The organism is Pseudoalteromonas sp. GB43 (assembly GCF_054923805.1).
Genome location: NZ_JBPCHJ010000001.1, coordinates 3,513,829 through 3,531,100 on the forward strand (window position 1 = coordinate 3,513,829; position 17,272 = coordinate 3,531,100).

A 17,272-nucleotide genomic window follows, 5' to 3' on the forward strand; every position below is an offset into this window, starting at 1 on the left:
TTTAATACAGTCATAAAAACTTCACTTTTTTTATCAAAATAAATCCCTAATAATATCTGGACTAGACCAGATTTAGGCGATATTAAAAATGAATGAATACTTACTGTTAACTCCTGGCCCATTAACAACATCGGATACTGTAAAACAAGCGATGTTAAAGGATTGGTGTACATGGGATGACGATTATAACTTAGGTGTTGTACAGGCTATTCGCAGCAAACTTGTAACTTTAGCCACTAAAAGCAATGACTATACGTGCACTTTAATGCAGGGCAGTGGCACTGCGAGTGTAGAAAGTGCTTTAGGTAGTTTAGTCGCAAAAGAGCATAAGTTATTGATAATAAACAATGGCGCATATGGTAAACGGATGGTAGAAATTGCCCAGTATTTAGGTATTGACCATTGTGTTTTAAATTACACTGAAACTCAGCTACCAAACTGTGACGACATTGAAACAACACTCTTAAGCGATGAAAACATTAGTCATGTTGCAATGGTGCACTGCGAAACGACGACCGGCATGCTAAACCCAGCAAAGCAAGTTGGCGAACTACTATCACGCCATAACAAAGTGTATATTTTAGACGCTATGAGTAGCTTTGGTGGCGTACCGTTTGACTTAGCAGATTGGCACATTGATGTAATGATTAGCTCATCTAATAAGTGTATTCAAGGTGTTCCAGGTTTTGGCTTTGTAATTTGCAAGCGAGAGTTAATTGAAGAATCACAGGGGGTTGCACGTTCGTTGTCACTTGATTTACATGCACAGTGGCAGTGTATGGAGAACAACCTAGGTAAATGGCGTTTCACATCTCCTACACATGTTGTACGCGCATTTCATCAAGCTCTTATTGAATTAGAACAAGAGGGTGGTGTTGCAGCACGTCATAAGCGTTATAAAGACAATCAGCAACTTTTAGTCACTGCGATGAGAGAGTTAGGTTTTCAAACGCTCTTAGATGAGAGCTTACATTCACCGATTATCACCTCGTTTTATTCTCCAACAGCGAATGGGTATGACTTTAAAGAGTTTTACTTGTTGCTTAAAAACCAAGGGTTTGTGATTTACCCAGGTAAGGTGTCAGATGCTGACTGCTTCAGAATTGGCAATATTGGTCATGTGTTCGAAAACGATATTACACGTTTAATTAAAGCAATATCAAACAGCAGATATTGGTTATAAAGAATGTTCACCCGTGTAAAGGCTTTGTTTAACAAAGCCTTTTTTCATTTATTGCCTTAGTGACCTTCTACAGTCATTTCAATGGCATTATGCAACCAATACTCAATATTGTAATCTACTAAACTGCCTAGTTCATCAAAGCGTTTACGAATAACTTTTAAACAGGGTGTGCCACTATTTTTTTGCAATACCTGTGCTACATCGTCAGGAAGGACAGTCACACTAATCGCGCACTGCTCATTGACTACATTTGTTGCGTATTGATTTGCCATTATTTGTGTTATCGAGCCATTTAGGTTGTGCTCAGCAAGGCCATTAAAACGTGCAGCATCACAAAAAATATCTTCAAACATCACTAAGCGCTCATCAAGGCTGCGGGCACGTTGCAAATGGTGCAAAGTGGATGCAGAAAATTCTGCTTTTAAATCATGATTGCTAATTTCTTGATGGCTAATCACTTGGGTATCAGCAACAAAGCCTTGTTGTTTTGCAAGTTCATAAAAATTTACTTTAGTGGCAGGATTCCACTTAAGTTTTGTTGGTGTTACAAACCAACCACGGCGCGTTTGGCTATAGATCAACCCTTCAGCTTCTAAACGAAGTAGCGCCTCACGCACTGTAATACGGGTAGAGTTAAATTGTTCTTGTAACAAACGCTCAGAAGGGAGTTTGTCACCCGTGTTTAGAGTCCCTTCGCTTAGTAATTGATGTATGTAATTTCTGATTTGTTGATATAAAAGCATACCGTGCCTTTTTGCTAAATACAGCTTTAGCTTACCTGATAATAAAGGGATTTATAACGTTTGATTATGAAATTAAATAGTTATCTAAGTAATCTAGCCAAAAAGAAAGTGGTTCAATATGCATATTTGGATCTTTTGCACAGTCGTCAAGTTCTCTTAATTGTAAAATTTCTTCAAAAAATGGCTGGGCTGCAAATTGATTAGCTTGTTGTAACGACAAAGGGCCACCTTGTTGTTGCAAGGTGAGTGTACTGGCAGGCGAAAGTGTTTGCTCATAACCAGCATTCTTTGCGACTAAATAGCGTTTAGCTTGAACATGTTGAGAAACCATGGCAACAACAGCATCATTAAAGTTATTTTCTTTTAAAAAAATTGCGCCAAGCTCGCAGTGATTCACATATCCTTGCTTGGTCATCGTGAGATTTTGCTGCTGTGCGATTAAATGCCCAATATCATGTAAAAATGCAGCAACGACAGTATCAGCGCTTAATTTTTGCTGCAATGCAAGCCTAGCGCACTGGGCTGCATGAGAATACTGAGTACAAATTTCGTCATAGTGTTGGTAACCAAACTGCTCAAATAAATAACAGATCTGTGTAATTGTTTGTTGGTGTGTAATGGTCATCTAAAAAACTCTACGATTTCATATCGACTTTTCCTGCGCTGCCTATGAGGCTGGCAAGATACGTATCTATTGGATTTACATGGGTGTTATTGTCTTCTGCTCGTTCTTTACGACGAATTGCATTACGAATTAGGTAAGCGCCGACAGTTCGAAAGGGCTCAACTACAAAGTTGTCTAATGTTTGATTTACAAGGCCACAGTGTTGCCAAACAGGTGCATTCTTTAAAATTAAAGAACACAGAATATTTGCCCCTAAAAAAGACTGTACGACGCCATTACCAGAATAACCCCCGGCGTAGATAACGTTTGCTTGATTATTCAAATGTCCAAAAAACGGGAAGCCAGTGACACTTCGGTCAGAAGGGTCGTCCAAGTTCGATCAATTTCAAAATTATGCTTAGGGAAAAAGTGTGATAAAGAGTTATTTAATAGCGTTTGATAGCGACTCGGCTGCTCAAATTTATCACTCATTCTGTTTGCGAAGCTAAAATAATTTCCGCCTTTGCCAAGCATTAATCGACCATCAGTAGTGGTTCGGTAATAGTTTACAAAAATACGGGAGTCTATTATTGCAGCGCCATGATTGAGACTTAAATGCTTTAGCGTTTCAGGCATCGGTTTAGTAATTGCCATATCGCTTGAAACCAGCACGATATTACGTTGAAACTGCGGCTTTAGGGTAGGGAGCCACGCATTAACGGCAAATACTAGATGATTAGCACAAATATTACCTTGGCTTGTTTCAACATTTAGGGGGGACTGTCCGCTATGTGCTGTGTACTGGCACTGTTCAATAATTGTAACGCCTAAACTTTCAGCGACCTGTTTTAAACCACGAACTAATTTTGCCGGCTGAATACTACCACCATGAGGTGAATAATGACCGCTAATATTAGCGGCTGATCCTGTATTGATAAGAGCTTGAGTATCACAGTGTTGCCATGCATTAAGATTGTTATCCTCAAGCATTTTTATTGCGGGGGCTAACAAGTGCTTTTGTGCTTCATTTGAGGCGCTGTAATAACAGCCATCAATTCGACAATCGCAGTCGATACCGTGCTGACAAACAAACTCTGCAATTTGATGAACCGCTGACTCAGACTCTCTGACTAAAAACAGTGCCTTTTCGAGACCGACTAACTTACTTAAACTGGGCAGCTTAGTTGACCAAGTTAACATTGCACCGCCATTTCGCCCTGATGCACCTTGCCCGCAATAGCCTTTTTCAATGATGGTAACTTTTAAATTAGCTTGTTGCTGCTTAAGTTTGATAGCGGTCCAAAGGCCTGTAAAGCCACCACCTATGATACATACATCGCAATGGTGCTTTGCAGGTAATGAAAGAGGAAGCGCATAGGCTTCCTCTTGCATTGCATTATCAAACCAAAAAGGTTGAAACTGCATTATGGGCGCTCCCCTCGGCTTAGTTTTGCATCAATCTCCATTAAAACAGCTTCAATATCAGCCAGTGAGTCAACTACGAAATGCGCACCTGCAGAGTACAAGCTTTGGTAAGCTTGACGTGTCAGTTGCTGCTTTTGTTCAGCACTACATGCTTGCCACTCTTGCTCTGTTAAGCCAACCGCATTACCGCTTAATGCGAGGCCAATTGTCCACATGCCGGCATTAAAACCTTCTTCGATGCCGGGGGCTGAATCATCAATTTTGATACAGTTAGCAACTTTTTTAATGCCTAAAGCATTTACATTTTCAAGAGCCATCCAAGGACCAGGGCGAGAACCGGCTTTAAGGTCGTCACTTGCTACCCAATGATCCGGTTGATAGCCATAGTCTGCAGCGGCACTGACTAACACTTCCATAACTTGGCGAGGGTAGCCCGAACAACTGCCTACTTTGATGTTTTGCTGTTTCAAGCGATTGATCACTTCAAGCGCACCAGGAATAGGCATTGCTCTGTCTGCTACTTTTGCCTTTTGCAATGGCATGAAAGTTTGATAGATGTGATCAATATCTGAGTCTGACATTGCTCGGCCAAACTGTGAGTGCCAGCGTGAAGCAACTGACTCCAATTTTCCAAGTGTGGCAATGTGATCCCATTTTCCCATACCCATTGGAATACGCGCTTCAGCAAGTGAAATCTCAAAGTTATAAGCTTGTTTAAATGCTTCAACAAAAATGGTAGTGGGGGCAACTGAGCCATAATCCACGACAGTTCCAGCCCAATCTAAAATGATAGCTTCTATGTTTTTCATAAGATTCTCTTTTAATTGTTTCAGGTCACAACCTGTTTTGAGTGATGAGTTCGAATAGGGGATAAACGTACTGTGAAATAACACAGTGAACATGCAACTAAAGCGGCGGCAACAATGCCAACTAAGTAACAAGCGTTAATAAAGAAGTTAAGCCAACTGAGTTCAGGCATAGCAAATGTTCTGTACAGTAAAATACTGACAGAGCCAAGATAGCCTGCAGAATCAGCAAGATAAATTAAAAAACCAGCATTAGCGACAGAGCCAACGGCAGAAATCATTCGGTCAAATAGAAAACAGTTATACGGGATGTAACTGATATAGAGACCTGAGCCAAGTAAGACCATCCACGCTTTTGCGGATATCAAGTTAGCTTCGAAAGCAAAGGTGCTCGACAATAACAAAGCGGCACCGAATAAAATAAAGCCGTGATTGACATAAAATGCGGTTTTGTTGTTTTTTACCAAAACCATCGCGCCTAATGCGATAAGGACAATAAATGACATTCTGATCCCCGCGTAGGCGAAAATGGCAGGTTCTTCACCATGGCCAAGAGCTTGCCAAATTTCAGCTGCAAAATTGTCACGGAAATCACGAAAACCAGTAAACAGCATGAAGCTTAAAATGAGGCTGCTAATACCAAACCAATACTGTTTAAAAAATTGCCAACGAGCTTTGCCATCCATAGGTAAGCGTTTTTGTCTTGCTTGTTCGTCCTCTGTTGTAGGTTCTGGAATGAGGGTTAAGCATTTAACACTAAACAATAGCAGCGGGAAAAATAGCGCACCTGTTGCTGCAGGCATCCAAAGTTCAGGTACATTTAGTGTATCAATAAGCCATTTGCCTACACTGCGAACAAGCCCTGATGCCAATATAAAAGTGACACTCAAAATAGCGCCTAGAATTTCACTGGTTTTTCTTCCTTCAAGAAAGCTAAAAACAAGTCCCCAAATCATGCCTAGTGAGAGGCCATTAAAAAATAGCCAAATAACATTTAACCCAATCGGAGTGATAGCAAATAACACCAGCGATATTTCTGCAGCGGCAATAAGGCCAATAATTGTTAAACCTCGTTGCTGATGCTGCATCTCTGAAATAACTTTTATGCCAATAAATTTAGCGCATAAATAGCCAAAAACTTGCGCCAAAATCAGTGCAATCTTAAAGCTTATCTGCCAACTCGGATCGTCGAATTCAGTGTAACTATTTGCAGTGAATGGCTTACGAAATGCGTACATAGAAAAGTAAGTGAGAAATGCAGCACTGGCTGCAAATAACACAAAACCGGTTCCTTGCGCACGTTTAAGCCAATTAGGGTGTGAAAACATTAGGTATCCTTTGCGGGGCAATGGCCCCGCATACAACTCAAAAACTGATTAGAACTGATAATTAATGCCAACCATGCCGCGTACACCGTAGTACTCTACTTGTAGAGGACGGCTTTCATCGCCTAGGTAGTATTTAAGAGGCTCGTTGGTTAAGTTATTCAGCTCGAGGTAGACTAATGCGTTTTCGTTAAGCTGATATGACGTGGTAAAGTCAACGCTTGTATTGTCGCCATAATAGCTATCAAATTGTTTGCTGCTGCCATGCTCTTCAATGTATTCACCTTTGAAGTTAACGGCTAATCGAGCTGCAAAATGCGTATTATCGTAATACACCGTAAAGTTGTAGAGACTATCTGCTTGGCGAGGAATGGAGACTTTGTCTGCGCGATCTGGAATCGTCATTTCTGAATCCATGAAGGTCGCATTAGCCATGATGCCAAAGTTATTTAGTTCAGGTGTAATAAACCCTAAATCACGATTGAACGCGACCTCGAGACCTGCAAGCCATGCGCTATCGCCATTTTCAGGGCGAATAATATTAACCCCAGTGTTATTGCCGAACTCTCCTATAGAGCTACTTTGAAAAATAGGATCGGTAATATCTTTATAAAATACCCCCAGAGAAACTAACCCTAAGCGGTCAAAGAAGTATTCAGCCATTAAGTCGACATTATTTGAATAAGTCGGCTCTAAATTTGGGTTACCAGAAGTTAATTCGTTGTCTGCTTCTAAGTAAGTTGCACCTGGCGTTAATGAGCCAAAGTCAGGACGAGCAAAAGAGCGAGTTAATGCAAGTCGATAATTGGTTTGACTGTTAGGGTGATAGGTTAAATGCAATGCAGGTAACACAGACAAGTAGTCATTGTTTGCTTTAACGCTTTCGACTTTATCTTCATCTGCAAGGTAAATATAACCGTCAACTTCGGTGTCGGTTTGAGTTAAACGAAGACCTGTTAGCATTTCCCAATTAGCATTAATGGTATATGTTGTCATACCATATAAAGATGTATGTTGTTCATTAACATCAAAGTTTCTGCCAAGTGCTCCCCCATTTTCGATTAAAGCAGATTCACTCTTATCAAGCACAAACTTGTTTTTATTGTTATTCCAAAAACTTGCTAAGTCATCAGTACTTGCAACTTGCGAAAACTGACTTTGATAATCGTAAGAAAGCTCGCTTAAATAATCACTTGATCCGGTTGGTCCGCTAATGTAAAATCACTCAGAGTAGGGGCTGCGCCATATTTTTCAGTATCCCATGCATAAAATTCATCGCTGAACCTAGCAACGCGTTCTTTATCGCGATACTTTGCGCCTACTTTAACAATAAGATCATTATTGAGTTGCCACTCAAAGTCTAAAGCGGCAACAATTTTATCTTTTTCATTCACCTTAATTTTATAAAGTTCGACCCACGATAAGCCCATTTGGCTTGGTTCAAACGAAAAACCACTTGGTAGATGAGTACTGATTTGATCCCATGGATCTGAACCACCATCAATCGTGTTATAAGCGTAGTTTTTGCCTGTATCTCTGTCTTCAAGGCCTTCGTAACCGACATTTTTTTGGTCAAATCGAACTACAAAATAACTGTTATCTTCACTGTTAGGCGTGTTGCCATACCTAAATTCGTTTTCATAGCTAGATAAAGACCAATTTAATGTTTTGTCGTAGCCAAAAAAATGCTCACCAGCAAACTCAAAGCCCGTCATTTCTGTTATGAGCTCATTTCTAATATGTTGTAGCTCTGCTCTGTCTTTATCAAAACGCATACGATGCTTATAATGAGTTTCATCGTCGATTAGTGTGCCGTACATGGCACTAGCACTAACATTGCCTTGTTCTAGCTGGTATTCAACAGAACCATTTAAACCGTAAGTTTCACGAGTTCCGGTGTAATCTCTTAGCTCTAAACGATAAATTCCTAAACCATCATTTCCTCGACGAGGCTCAAAGTTATCTGTTGCCCAGTCGCGTTGCCACGCTGTTGCGTTAATTAAAAAACCTAACTTGTCATCTAAGATGCGATCGCCATAAAGTAAGTTGGCAGAGTAGTTATTGCCATCAGCTAGTTCATTTTGACCGAGTGCTAAATTGGCATTAAATACGAAATCATCGGGTGCTTTTTTGGTTATAAAGTTAACGTTACCACCAATAGCATCTCCCTCCATCTCTGGCGTTAATGCTTTTGATACCTCTACAAATTCAATAAGCTCACTTGGGAAAAAGTCAAACGCAGTGGCGCGGCTGGTGGTTTCTTCTTCTGCAGTTGGTAATCGGTTGCCATTGATAGTTGCAGAGCTCCACTGGGCAGGTAAGCCGCGAACAGCAACAAATCGGCCTTCGCCTTGATCGCGTTCTATAGAAACACCAGGGATGCGTTGAACTGCTTCAGCTGCGTTACGGTCTGGCAACTTACCGATGCCATCAGCCGAAATAACATTTTTAATATTTTTAGCATTCTTTTGGCTATTATCGCAGCCATTTCACCACGTTGAATTTGACCAACAGCAACGATTTCTTCAATGTTGTTAGCTGAATTATCCATCACAATAGGATTCAGTAATTTAACCTCATTGTTGTTTATCTCAACATCAACAATCTGGCTGCTATAACCCATATATGAAACTTCAAGTTGGTAGCGACCTGCATCTAATTTAGCAAGCTCAAACTTACCATCATAATCAGTCACTGTTGATTGATTTGTGCCAACGACTTTAACCAAAGCACCTGGCAAGCGATTACTATGATCTGTGATAGAGCCTAGAATTTTTGCATCAGTGGCAAAAGCGCTATGTGCTGATAAAAATGGGTAGCTGCACAAAAAAACAGCTGTGCTGAGTGTACGTCGTTTAATCATCTGTTGAGCCTCTTATTTTTAAATTTATCTGGACTAGACCAGATTTGTTACAGACAATAATAGAGAGGCTTTTTTACAAAGATGTGACGGTTTTTTATTTTTAATATTAAAAGAGGGTCAAATGACCCTTTGAGATAAGTTATAAAGACGTGCTGATAGCAATTGGTACATCTTGATATTGTTTTATTTTATCAAGCAAGGTGACCAAGGTTTTATGGCTGCTTTGCTCACTTGCTGTTACTTGTACATTGGTCATTTCAAACTGTGCGGCAAATAACGCAAGGTTAGCGATTATCTGCTCTGGTGTGACAAGCCTATTTGCAAAATAAATACTGTCGTTTTCAGTGATAGTAAATTGTGCTTGTTTTTTAGGGTTTTCAAGACTTGGTTTTGCTAAAGGGCGGTTCACTTCAATAGCTCGCTCTTTAACAAATGAGGTTGTGACGATAAAGAATATCAGCAAGATAAACACAATATCGAGCATAGGGGTCATATCTGCATCAGCGTTTGCAGTGGTTTTTTTATGTTGTTTCACCATAATTAGGTCCTTGTTGTTTTTGACCAAGCCACAAAATTTACGATTAAGTGGACTAGCCATAGTCGTGATTAATACCACGGATTATTTTTAAAATGCTGGGCGCCACAGCAGTTTTTCGGATCCTAAATTTAAAGTTAGCAGCTTTTAAAAAAATGGTAGTTAAATAAATATTCTAAGTTTATTAAATATTTGTAGCGTTTTTGTTGGTAAAAAAATATTTATTAGCTTTGATGAAATCATTTTGAAGTTTATCTGGTCATTTTTGTCGGAACTAAGTTTAAAGGATGGATAAATGATAAAAATTACGTCTTTAGTTTGTGCGATGTGTCTTGTTTTACCGACAGCAAGTTTTGCTGAGCAATCAGTAAACGGGCAAGATTTTATTAATTTATTCGAAAAGCTGTCAGGTAAGCAGCCCGGTATCAGAAAAGGTCACGCCAAAGGGGTGTGCGCTGTTGGCACATTTACACCGATTCAGGCTGCAAAGCAGTATTCAATCAGCCCTTTATTTAATGCGCCATCAAAAGCAAATATTCGTTTTTCTATGGGCGGTGGTAACCCTCACGCTGATGAAACATCTCGTGCCCCACGAGGAATGGGGGTGCAGTTTGTGCTAGAAAATGGTGATGTACACAATATTGCAGGGCTAAGTACGCCAGTGTTTGCAGGCAACAGCCCAGAGGCGTTTTTTGGTTTGCTAAGTACCTTATTACCTGACGAGAAAACAGGGCAAATCGATTTTGCAAAAGTAAAAGCATACAGAGAGCAGAACCCGAGTACTTTAGGGCAATTTAATTGGCTGCAAAGCCATAACCCGCCAGCATCGTATGTGTCTTCACGTTATTTTGGTGTGCATACCTTTTACATGGTTGATGAAAAGGGCGCTAAACATGCCTTTAGATGGACCATGGTGCCAGAAGAGCCAGAACAGGTGCTAACAGAAGAGCAAATGAAAACCTTCCCTAAATCATTTCTGGCTAAGCGACTTGAAGAGGATTTAGCGAAAGGAAAGGTTCATTATCGTTTTCAGGCTGAATTAGCCAAGCCCGGTGATGCATTAACTGACCCTTCAGTACAATGGTTTGCGGATCGCAAAACAATTAATTTAGGAAAGCTCACCATAGAATCGACAGGTGAGTCAGGTTGCGACCTCACTAATTATGACCCAAATCTGTTATCTAAAGGGTTTAAGCCAAGTGATGATAAAGTACTTAAATTACGCTCAACAGCCTATGCAATTTCATTTGCTAAGCGTTTAACGGGTCAATAAATAAAACTAAATCGCTTGGCGGTGCTCCCGATTATTTGATTACCAAATAAACTTGGTGGTTTAACGACCAAGCGATTTTAATGTAAAAGTTGTCGTATATAGTTAAAGTCATATTTTTCAATTATGTATTGTTTTTATTCACTTTACCCATATCTATACATTTACTGAAAAAATAAAGGGAATTTTATGAATGTAACTTTGCGTGATGTTACGAAGGATAATTGGCTAGATGTAATTCACTTAGAAATAACTAAAGAGCAAGAGGATTACGTAGCGTTAAATTCAGAGTCTATCGCTGAATCAAGCTTTTATTCCCATTATGTTAATCGAGCAATATATCGTGAAGATGAGGTTGTCGGTTTTATTCAATATTACCAAGAGCTTGAAGAAGGGCTACCTGATGAGTTTTACATTGCTCAGTTTATGGTTGATGTAAAATATCAAGGCCAAGGTATAGGTAAAATCGCAACAGAATTAGTAATTAACGAGATGAAAGAAATTCCAGAATGTAAAAAAATAACCATACTCTACATGCCTGGCCACCATATGATGCGCAAATTTTATTCTCAGTTTGGTTTTGTGGTCACCGAAGAAGACGATGAAGACGGTGTTGTAATGGAGCTAGATGTTAAATAGTAGGAACGCTTTTTTAGGGGAGCTTAGTTATCATCAACCTTTATTATATCTTGTCACGTTAGATTGGTGGGCCTTAATAAAATATGGGAGTCTTATAAACGTGTGAAGCAGGCTGTTGGATGAACTCGTTTTTGGACAAAAACACGTTAGAGTATTTAATCAGTAACGCCGCATTAAGGTGTGAGCAACACTTGGCTATACTTGAGCCAAGCGTTGCGAATCACTCTTAAATGCTTTGTTATACCATTGCTAACACCTAAGCTCTCCAGTTTCAGTTATGTACTCTAACTCTGAAACCATGGCTTCTACATCTAGTTCACCAGATACATCTAAACAAAGATTTCGACAGAAACCAAGTGCCAGCGCCTCCATGTAATCGGTTAGGAAATCATCCTCGATTTGCATATAGGAGATTAAAAAATATGCCATGATTCGACGATTTATATTTTCAACATATTCCGGTGGACTTGGGCATAATCTGGACGCTATATACTCAAATAGGAAATATGTGTAGTACAAAACGTATGGAAGCCTCGTGTACAAATATCGTTGCTGTGAATAAATTTGACTACCGCCAGAAAACACAAAATTGATGTTCAAGAGCTCTGTTTTGATAGCCTTATGTTCCGTAAACAAATGAGTCGCTTGGTTACAGATTCGGTCAAAGCTATCGAAGCTTGATTTTTGATAACGTAACTCCGCCAAATACTCTGGACTTAATAGTTCTGCCATGCCGATTTTTTGCAGAACTTTACTAATTCGCTTAGTGTGCCCCTCTGGATCACCACCGTTCTTCGGTCTGAGGAACATAGGGTCTTCAGATAATTTTTGAACAAAATCGACTTCACTTATTGCCATTGCTTCTAGTAGATATAAGCTTTCTTGGATAGGTTTGCGAAGCAACATGAACGATACTGCCATCTTTCCCTTTTTTGCCGATTCAAGCGCTTCAAAGAAGCAATGCAACATATCAGATAGAACAGCAGGTAAAACGACGGTCCGGATAACTAAGTTACGATGTGCAAATTTTCCATTTTGCTCTAACCAGTCCAAGATATTTTGATCGTCGATATTTTCCAGAGAAGATATTTCATGCTCTTCAAACGTAAACTTTTGATTAAAGGCACCTTGTTCTTCACCAGAGCGTAAAAATTCAACCATTACATCATGCATGTACATGCACGTTGTATGAGCATCTTGGAACTCATCAGGTAACTTCATGTTTCTCCTTACTTATTCAAATGGTATAACATGTTTATAGCGAACTAATCGCGCGTTTTTCTACCACAGCGTAGCTCGTTTTTTTTATTAGATTATCTCTAACAAACTTGTTAACTAATTGCCAGTGTTATTAAAATTTAGGAGTTCTCGCTTTTACCTCAAGATAAAAACGTGCGACAGGGTCGTTTTCTTGACAATGCGAGTAATATACTGTGACGAAATAGACTATTTTGTCTCGATGCTAGCCGATGATTTCATTGATGAACACGTCAAATTTAAATTTGTTAATTCAGAAAAATCAAAACTCCGCGAGGATATGATAAGTAAGCTAAATGATGAAGTTATCTATAGTTCAATAGAAATAAATGAGATTATGGTTGGCGCTGACGTAGTTTTTGTAAAAATGACTGAATCAGGTAAAGTTAAGCCAGCTCATTTAAACAAAACTATCGAGCACACTAAAACCAATATTGTTTCACTTGAGTTTAATCAAGTAGGTTTAATTAAACATATCCGGCGTCATCACGGGTAATTGGAAGCTAGCAAAGTGAAAAAGAATTAGGGCGTCTAAATATTGGCTAGATGTTCGTCCCTCTGTGATTTTAGCTAACATTGTTACATTTTCTATGATGTAGTTATGTCTTAAGTGATTAGTATAGAAATCTCTAAAATAATTTTCTTACATAGCTTTCAATGAGTATTACAGCACTGTGTATAGGCTAACGGAGCAAGGTTTGGCTAAAGTCAAAACATAGAAATTTATTTAAAGGGAATAAAGTGAACATCAAATATATGTTATTGCTTGTTATAGTTTTCTTTAGCTTAGGCTGTACTACTTCTGGTCAGCTTTATTATGTTGATACTGAAGGTAATGAAAAGCTTGCTTGTGACGTAGAGTTTATTGGTATGCCAAGTGTCGATAAATTTGCTGTTGAATATGCTTTAAGCCTTTGTGCCAAAAGTATTGTGAAAAAAGGCGGAGTGATAAAAGAAGAGCATCTTTTATCGATTGATACAGCTATTCCCTTAGCTCCGTGTGAAAAGGCTTGGACTCATGAACTAGTTAAGCAGCAATATCAGTCTAATAATTTAACTAAGAAAGAGTATGGGTATATTGTTGCTAATATAGACCTAGGTTTGGCTACAGTGAATAAGTGCACATAAATGTTACTTAAAAGGACGTGAAATGCTTGGCTTTACTCATTGTGTTCATTATTTTAGCCAACTATTAAATGCTGGCGTCATGTTTTCACGGAGTAGTGGTGAATTAAGGAAACTGGGATGGCGCAATTTTTAAAGCTTGCCATTGGTAGGCTTTGGAGTGAGTGTTATAACTCTGGTGATGGGTCGCTCAGCTTCACATATAAGCCAAACATCAAGCAGTCGCTGATTAGAGTATTATGAAGAAATTGTTATGGATTATATTGTTCTTTTAGGCTTTGGAATTGGCGGATTGTATATTTACTTTGCTCCAACAAAGAAGTTGTTAAAAATTGATTTTGGTTTAGCCAAAATATATTACAGGAGAGCCAAGGACAAAGGTGTTGGTTTAAATACAGCACGCGCGTATTACAACAAGCTAGGTGAAGCTTTTGTTTTTGTGTCGATAACGGGGATTTTAATAAAGCTATTCTTTGTTTTATTATCGTCAGTAACATAACAAGCTACCTAGAGAGGTAGTAAAAACTTTGCCTACGCTCCTTTATTGAGTATTTTAGCGAAGCATTTTTTGCCCCATTTAGGTGAGAATTATAAATCATGGAAGGTTTTGTGAAATTAAAAAGTTTTGACGTTTTCTTAATAATTCTTTCTTCTAACGTCTTGGCTTGAATCTCGATGGAGAGTTTAAGTTTTTATTAAAGTAAGCTTATAGCTATATGTAATCTAAAGAAATTTATGTTGATATCCCCAACAAATTGAATGATAAATAGTGTTTACCAAATTCTTGCAATGGCGTTTTACTTTCAGGAGATACAGTGAGATTTCTAGTACTTTTACTTTCATTAACTCCCTTGTTTAGCCTTGCTTGTTCGACTGAAAATACGAGTGGGTTATCAGCTTTTAAAACTCAAAGTATTTACCGTGAGATATAGCATATAGAAGTTTACTACCCTTTGGATTACGGCGACGCTCAAGCTTTTCGAGCTGAAATTTCGTTTGAAAGCAATTTTGATCAACCTGTATTAACTGTTCCCACATTTGTTAATGAACCATTAGATCTAGAACACAGTCCAGAATTGAGACCTTATAGAGTTTCAACTTTCCAGCTTGCTACTAATATGCTAGATAAAGCTTCTATAGCCATTTATTATAAGTTTCCGAAAAGAGATGATGGTTTAATAACATTTTGTATGGGACCAAGAGTGATATACATAATAAGTGACTTACCTGAAAAGCCTCTATAACAAACACATTAATAAATGAATGTTTATAGGCTAGCTTATGTTTACAGAACGTTAACTTTAGCCAGTCATAGAGCATAAAGTGTTTTATAATTTTGATGGCATTAAATGATCTAACAGTAATTTTTCTCACCTTGAGCGAGATTATTTTTCTGATTAGGGCTAGTTATAGGTTTTCGAACACTTACCGATTTTACTTTTAGTTTAGTTGATTGATTCGTTTAAAATGAAAATTACGCAATGATGAACACCCCATCAACTTGAGCCCTTGTCGATGGAATGTTTAGTTTTATTACTCAATGAGTGAATTGGCGTACATTAAACTTTTAGGTTATTGCTAGATTAAGGTTGTTGACGGGTAGGAGCAATCTGTAATTCACGAACACACACATGTTGTGGTTGCTCTTGAATAAATAGCGCAGCACGAGCGATATCATCAGCAATTAGTACTCCACCCATAGCTTTTTTCCATTCGTTGTAACCTGCTTTAATATCGTCAGATGTTGTGTGACCAAGCAATTCTGTCTCAACGGCACCAGGGCAAATACTTGTTACGCGTACCCCAAAGTCGGCCACTTCTTCTCGAACATTTTCTGTAATTGCTGATACGGCGAACTTTGAGCCGCAATAAGCTGCATGATTAGCAAATGTCTTTTTACCAGCTATTGAACTAACGTTAATTATGGTGCCACTATTACGTTTTTTCATAGCAGGTAAAACAGCTTGCATACCATTTAGTAATGCTAAAACATTAACATCGAACATTTTTTGCCATTCAGTAGACTCTTGTGTATCTATTTGGCCTAATAACATGACACCTGCATTATTAATTAAGCACTCAACAGGGCCGTATTGTGCCTCAGCTTTTTCTATAGAATTAGAAAACGCTTCTTTATCAGTAACATCTACCTGTTCACAGATGCAATTTTGAAGATTCAAAGCCTTTAATTTTTCAACTCGTCTTGCAACAAGTAAGAGTGGGTAACCGGCTTCGCTAAAGTGCTTAGCAATAGCTTCACCAATGCCTGAACTTGCTCCAGTAATCACTACTAACTTTTTCATTTATTACTCCTCTAGGTGAATTTAAGTTTTAACTATCTATTTCTAATGATGTTTTTCTGAAGCTTATTTTATTTATTAAAGATTTGATGATATATAGTCATTAATTCACAATACTGTTTACAGATTTGAGCGAATCTATGTGGTTAAGTTGATTTTAATGGGTATAAAACATGAAAAAAGACATCAATTATGCTGATATCAATAGCTTTCTTATTTTGGTCGAAGAGGGAAGCTTTACAAAAGCAGCCAATAAATTAATGTGCTCTCGCTCACAAATTTCTAAACAACTATCTCAATTAGAGGCTGGTCTAGGTGTCAGTTTGTTAGTTAGGACGACGCGTACGCAACATTTAACACCATCTGGTGAGCTTTTTTACGATAAATGTAAAAAAGCTTTTGAGCGCATTGAACATGCTATAGATATAACATCAGATACTGCGTCACATACATCAGGTGAAATTAGAATAAATTGTGTCGGGGGGTACATTGGTGAAAATGTTATTGGCCCAATGGTTACTGATTTTATGCAGAAGTACCCACAAATTAATGTTGTGTTAGATTTTAGTAGTCGAAGAGTCGACTTAGTAGCAGGCGAATTTGATTTTGTATTCAGAATGGGAGACTTAACAGATTCATCATTAATCGCAAGAAAGTTAACTGAGCTTACAATAGGCATTTATGCGAGCCCAGAGTACATTAAAAAGCATGGAGAACCATTAAACCCAAAAGATTTAATTAATCACAAGTGTATAGCAGGTTCATTGAATACATGGACTCTATTAAGTGAGCATACAAATGAGAAGCAAGAGGTCATCGTCCAAGGTGATTCTTGAGTGCAAAAATGGCAAAGTAATGGTGTATTCTGCATTGCGTGGTAATGGCATAATTCGAGTTCCAGAAGTTTACTGTAATTCGGAGTTAAATGACGGCACCTTGATCCCTGTTTTTAAGCATTGGCACCCTAAGGCAACGCCATTCTATTTGGTCTTTTTACGAGATAAACATCAACCAATGAGAATAAAAGTATTTAAAGAGTTTGTTTATAAAAACTTTATGCATTATCTAAATGGTGGCTCTGGCTCAAATTGCTAGCTCAGCTATTTTTAAGTGACATAGTTTACTGAATTTAGCAAAAGGGCTAATTGACAAGAAACGTTGGGCAACAAGACTGGTAGCTGTCAAGAATTAGGAAAG

The 17,272-nt window shown here is 38.5% G+C and carries 20 protein-coding genes; 8 read left to right on the plus strand and 12 right to left on the minus strand.

Features of this window, described 5'->3' with window-relative positions:
* Positions 1-88 precede the first annotated feature (88 nt).
* The gene (gene phnW / locus ACRWSG_RS16760) at positions 89-1,183 is read left to right on the plus strand and encodes a 2-aminoethylphosphonate--pyruvate transaminase (RefSeq protein ID WP_462166811.1); all 1,095 of its coding nucleotides are present in this window, start codon (positions 89-91) and stop codon (positions 1,181-1,183) included.
* Between the two features lie 56 nt (positions 1,184-1,239).
* Here the strand turns inward: phnW and ACRWSG_RS16765 are convergent, their stop codons facing one another.
* The 10 genes from ACRWSG_RS16765 to ACRWSG_RS16810 form a co-directional block, all read right to left on the minus strand.
* Positions 1,240-1,926 (minus strand): UTRA domain-containing protein, encoded by a 687-nt coding sequence (locus ACRWSG_RS16765; RefSeq protein ID WP_462166812.1) that lies wholly within the window; start codon positions 1,924-1,926, stop codon positions 1,240-1,242.
* Between the two features lie 64 nt (positions 1,927-1,990).
* The gene (locus ACRWSG_RS16770; RefSeq protein WP_187490453.1) at positions 1,991-2,551 is read right to left on the minus strand and encodes an HD domain-containing protein; all 561 of its coding nucleotides are present in this window, start codon (positions 2,549-2,551) and stop codon (positions 1,991-1,993) included.
* Positions 2,552-2,561: 10 nt separating this feature from the next.
* A complete protein-coding gene (locus ACRWSG_RS16775; protein WP_462166813.1) occupies positions 2,562-2,924 on the minus strand; it encodes a hypothetical protein in 363 nt (120 codons plus the stop codon).
* The gene (locus ACRWSG_RS16780; protein WP_462166814.1) at positions 2,870-3,955 is read right to left on the minus strand and encodes an FAD-dependent oxidoreductase; all 1,086 of its coding nucleotides are present in this window, start codon (positions 3,953-3,955) and stop codon (positions 2,870-2,872) included. Before ACRWSG_RS16780 ends, ACRWSG_RS16775 begins: the two co-directional genes overlap by 55 nt.
* Positions 3,955-4,764, minus strand: coding sequence for a phosphonoacetaldehyde hydrolase (phnX, locus tag ACRWSG_RS16785; protein WP_462166815.1), 810 nt, complete (start codon positions 4,762-4,764; stop codon positions 3,955-3,957). The genes ACRWSG_RS16780 and phnX overlap by 1 nt, the downstream gene beginning before the upstream one ends.
* A 20-nt stretch (positions 4,765-4,784) precedes the next feature.
* The gene (locus ACRWSG_RS16790; RefSeq protein ID WP_166339315.1) at positions 4,785-6,089 is read right to left on the minus strand and encodes a DUF5690 family protein; all 1,305 of its coding nucleotides are present in this window, start codon (positions 6,087-6,089) and stop codon (positions 4,785-4,787) included.
* A gap of 48 nt (positions 6,090-6,137) precedes the next feature.
* The gene (locus tag ACRWSG_RS16795) at positions 6,138-7,301 is read right to left on the minus strand and encodes a TonB-dependent receptor domain-containing protein (RefSeq protein ID WP_462166969.1); all 1,164 of its coding nucleotides are present in this window, start codon (positions 7,299-7,301) and stop codon (positions 6,138-6,140) included.
* Positions 7,268-8,503 carry a TonB-dependent receptor plug domain-containing protein gene (locus tag ACRWSG_RS16800; protein WP_462166816.1) on the minus strand — a complete coding sequence of 412 codons (1,236 nt, stop codon included), beginning with the start codon at positions 8,501-8,503 and terminating at the stop codon, positions 7,268-7,270. The genes ACRWSG_RS16795 and ACRWSG_RS16800 overlap by 34 nt, the downstream gene beginning before the upstream one ends.
* Positions 8,449-8,949 carry a carboxypeptidase-like regulatory domain-containing protein gene (locus ACRWSG_RS16805; RefSeq protein ID WP_462166817.1) on the minus strand — a complete coding sequence of 167 codons (501 nt, stop codon included), beginning with the start codon at positions 8,947-8,949 and terminating at the stop codon, positions 8,449-8,451. Before ACRWSG_RS16805 ends, ACRWSG_RS16800 begins: the two co-directional genes overlap by 55 nt.
* Before the next feature lie 139 nt (positions 8,950-9,088).
* Positions 9,089-9,487, minus strand: coding sequence for an ExbD/TolR family protein (locus ACRWSG_RS16810; protein WP_371351847.1), 399 nt, complete (start codon positions 9,485-9,487; stop codon positions 9,089-9,091).
* 292 nt (positions 9,488-9,779) lie between these two features.
* Between ACRWSG_RS16810 and ACRWSG_RS16815 the strand changes: the two genes are divergently transcribed.
* The gene (locus tag ACRWSG_RS16815; RefSeq protein ID WP_462166819.1) at positions 9,780-10,757 is read left to right on the plus strand and encodes a catalase family peroxidase; all 978 of its coding nucleotides are present in this window, start codon (positions 9,780-9,782) and stop codon (positions 10,755-10,757) included.
* Positions 10,758-10,943: 186 nt separating this feature from the next.
* Positions 10,944-11,393, plus strand: a complete 450-nt coding sequence (locus ACRWSG_RS16820) for a GNAT family N-acetyltransferase (protein WP_138618230.1) — start codon at positions 10,944-10,946, stop codon at positions 11,391-11,393.
* Between the two features lie 249 nt (positions 11,394-11,642).
* On the opposite strand, the gene ACRWSG_RS16825 is transcribed toward ACRWSG_RS16820, so the two are convergent.
* Complete coding sequence (locus ACRWSG_RS16825; RefSeq protein ID WP_462166821.1) at positions 11,643-12,614, minus strand: hypothetical protein; 972 nt, start codon at positions 12,612-12,614, stop codon at positions 11,643-11,645.
* A 238-nt stretch (positions 12,615-12,852) separates the two neighbouring features.
* Between ACRWSG_RS16825 and ACRWSG_RS16830 the strand changes: the two genes are divergently transcribed.
* From ACRWSG_RS16830 to ACRWSG_RS16840, 3 genes are all read left to right on the plus strand, one after another.
* Positions 12,853-13,146: a hypothetical protein gene (locus ACRWSG_RS16830; protein WP_249364098.1), complete on the plus strand. Its 294-nt coding sequence runs from the start codon at positions 12,853-12,855 to the stop codon at positions 13,144-13,146.
* A gap of 245 nt (positions 13,147-13,391) precedes the next feature.
* Entirely contained in the window at positions 13,392-13,778 is a 387-nt protein-coding gene (locus ACRWSG_RS16835) for a hypothetical protein (RefSeq protein WP_138600061.1), read from the plus strand.
* A 250-nt stretch (positions 13,779-14,028) separates the two neighbouring features.
* The gene (locus tag ACRWSG_RS16840) at positions 14,029-14,274 is read left to right on the plus strand and encodes a hypothetical protein (RefSeq protein ID WP_054554692.1); all 246 of its coding nucleotides are present in this window, start codon (positions 14,029-14,031) and stop codon (positions 14,272-14,274) included.
* Positions 14,275-15,358: 1,084 nt separating this feature from the next.
* On the opposite strand, the gene ACRWSG_RS16845 is transcribed toward ACRWSG_RS16840, so the two are convergent.
* Positions 15,359-16,078, minus strand: coding sequence for an SDR family oxidoreductase (locus ACRWSG_RS16845; protein ID WP_054554694.1), 720 nt, complete (start codon positions 16,076-16,078; stop codon positions 15,359-15,361).
* Between the two features lie 170 nt (positions 16,079-16,248).
* On the opposite strand from ACRWSG_RS16845, the gene ACRWSG_RS16850 reads away from it, so the two are divergent.
* Positions 16,249-16,911 carry a LysR family transcriptional regulator gene (locus ACRWSG_RS16850; protein WP_462166823.1) on the plus strand — a complete coding sequence of 221 codons (663 nt, stop codon included), beginning with the start codon at positions 16,249-16,251 and terminating at the stop codon, positions 16,909-16,911.
* 19 nt (positions 16,912-16,930) lie between these two features.
* Positions 16,931-17,170 carry a LysR substrate-binding domain-containing protein gene (locus tag ACRWSG_RS16855; RefSeq protein ID WP_462166824.1) on the plus strand — a complete coding sequence of 80 codons (240 nt, stop codon included), beginning with the start codon at positions 16,931-16,933 and terminating at the stop codon, positions 17,168-17,170.
* Positions 17,171-17,272: the final 102 nt, after the last annotated feature.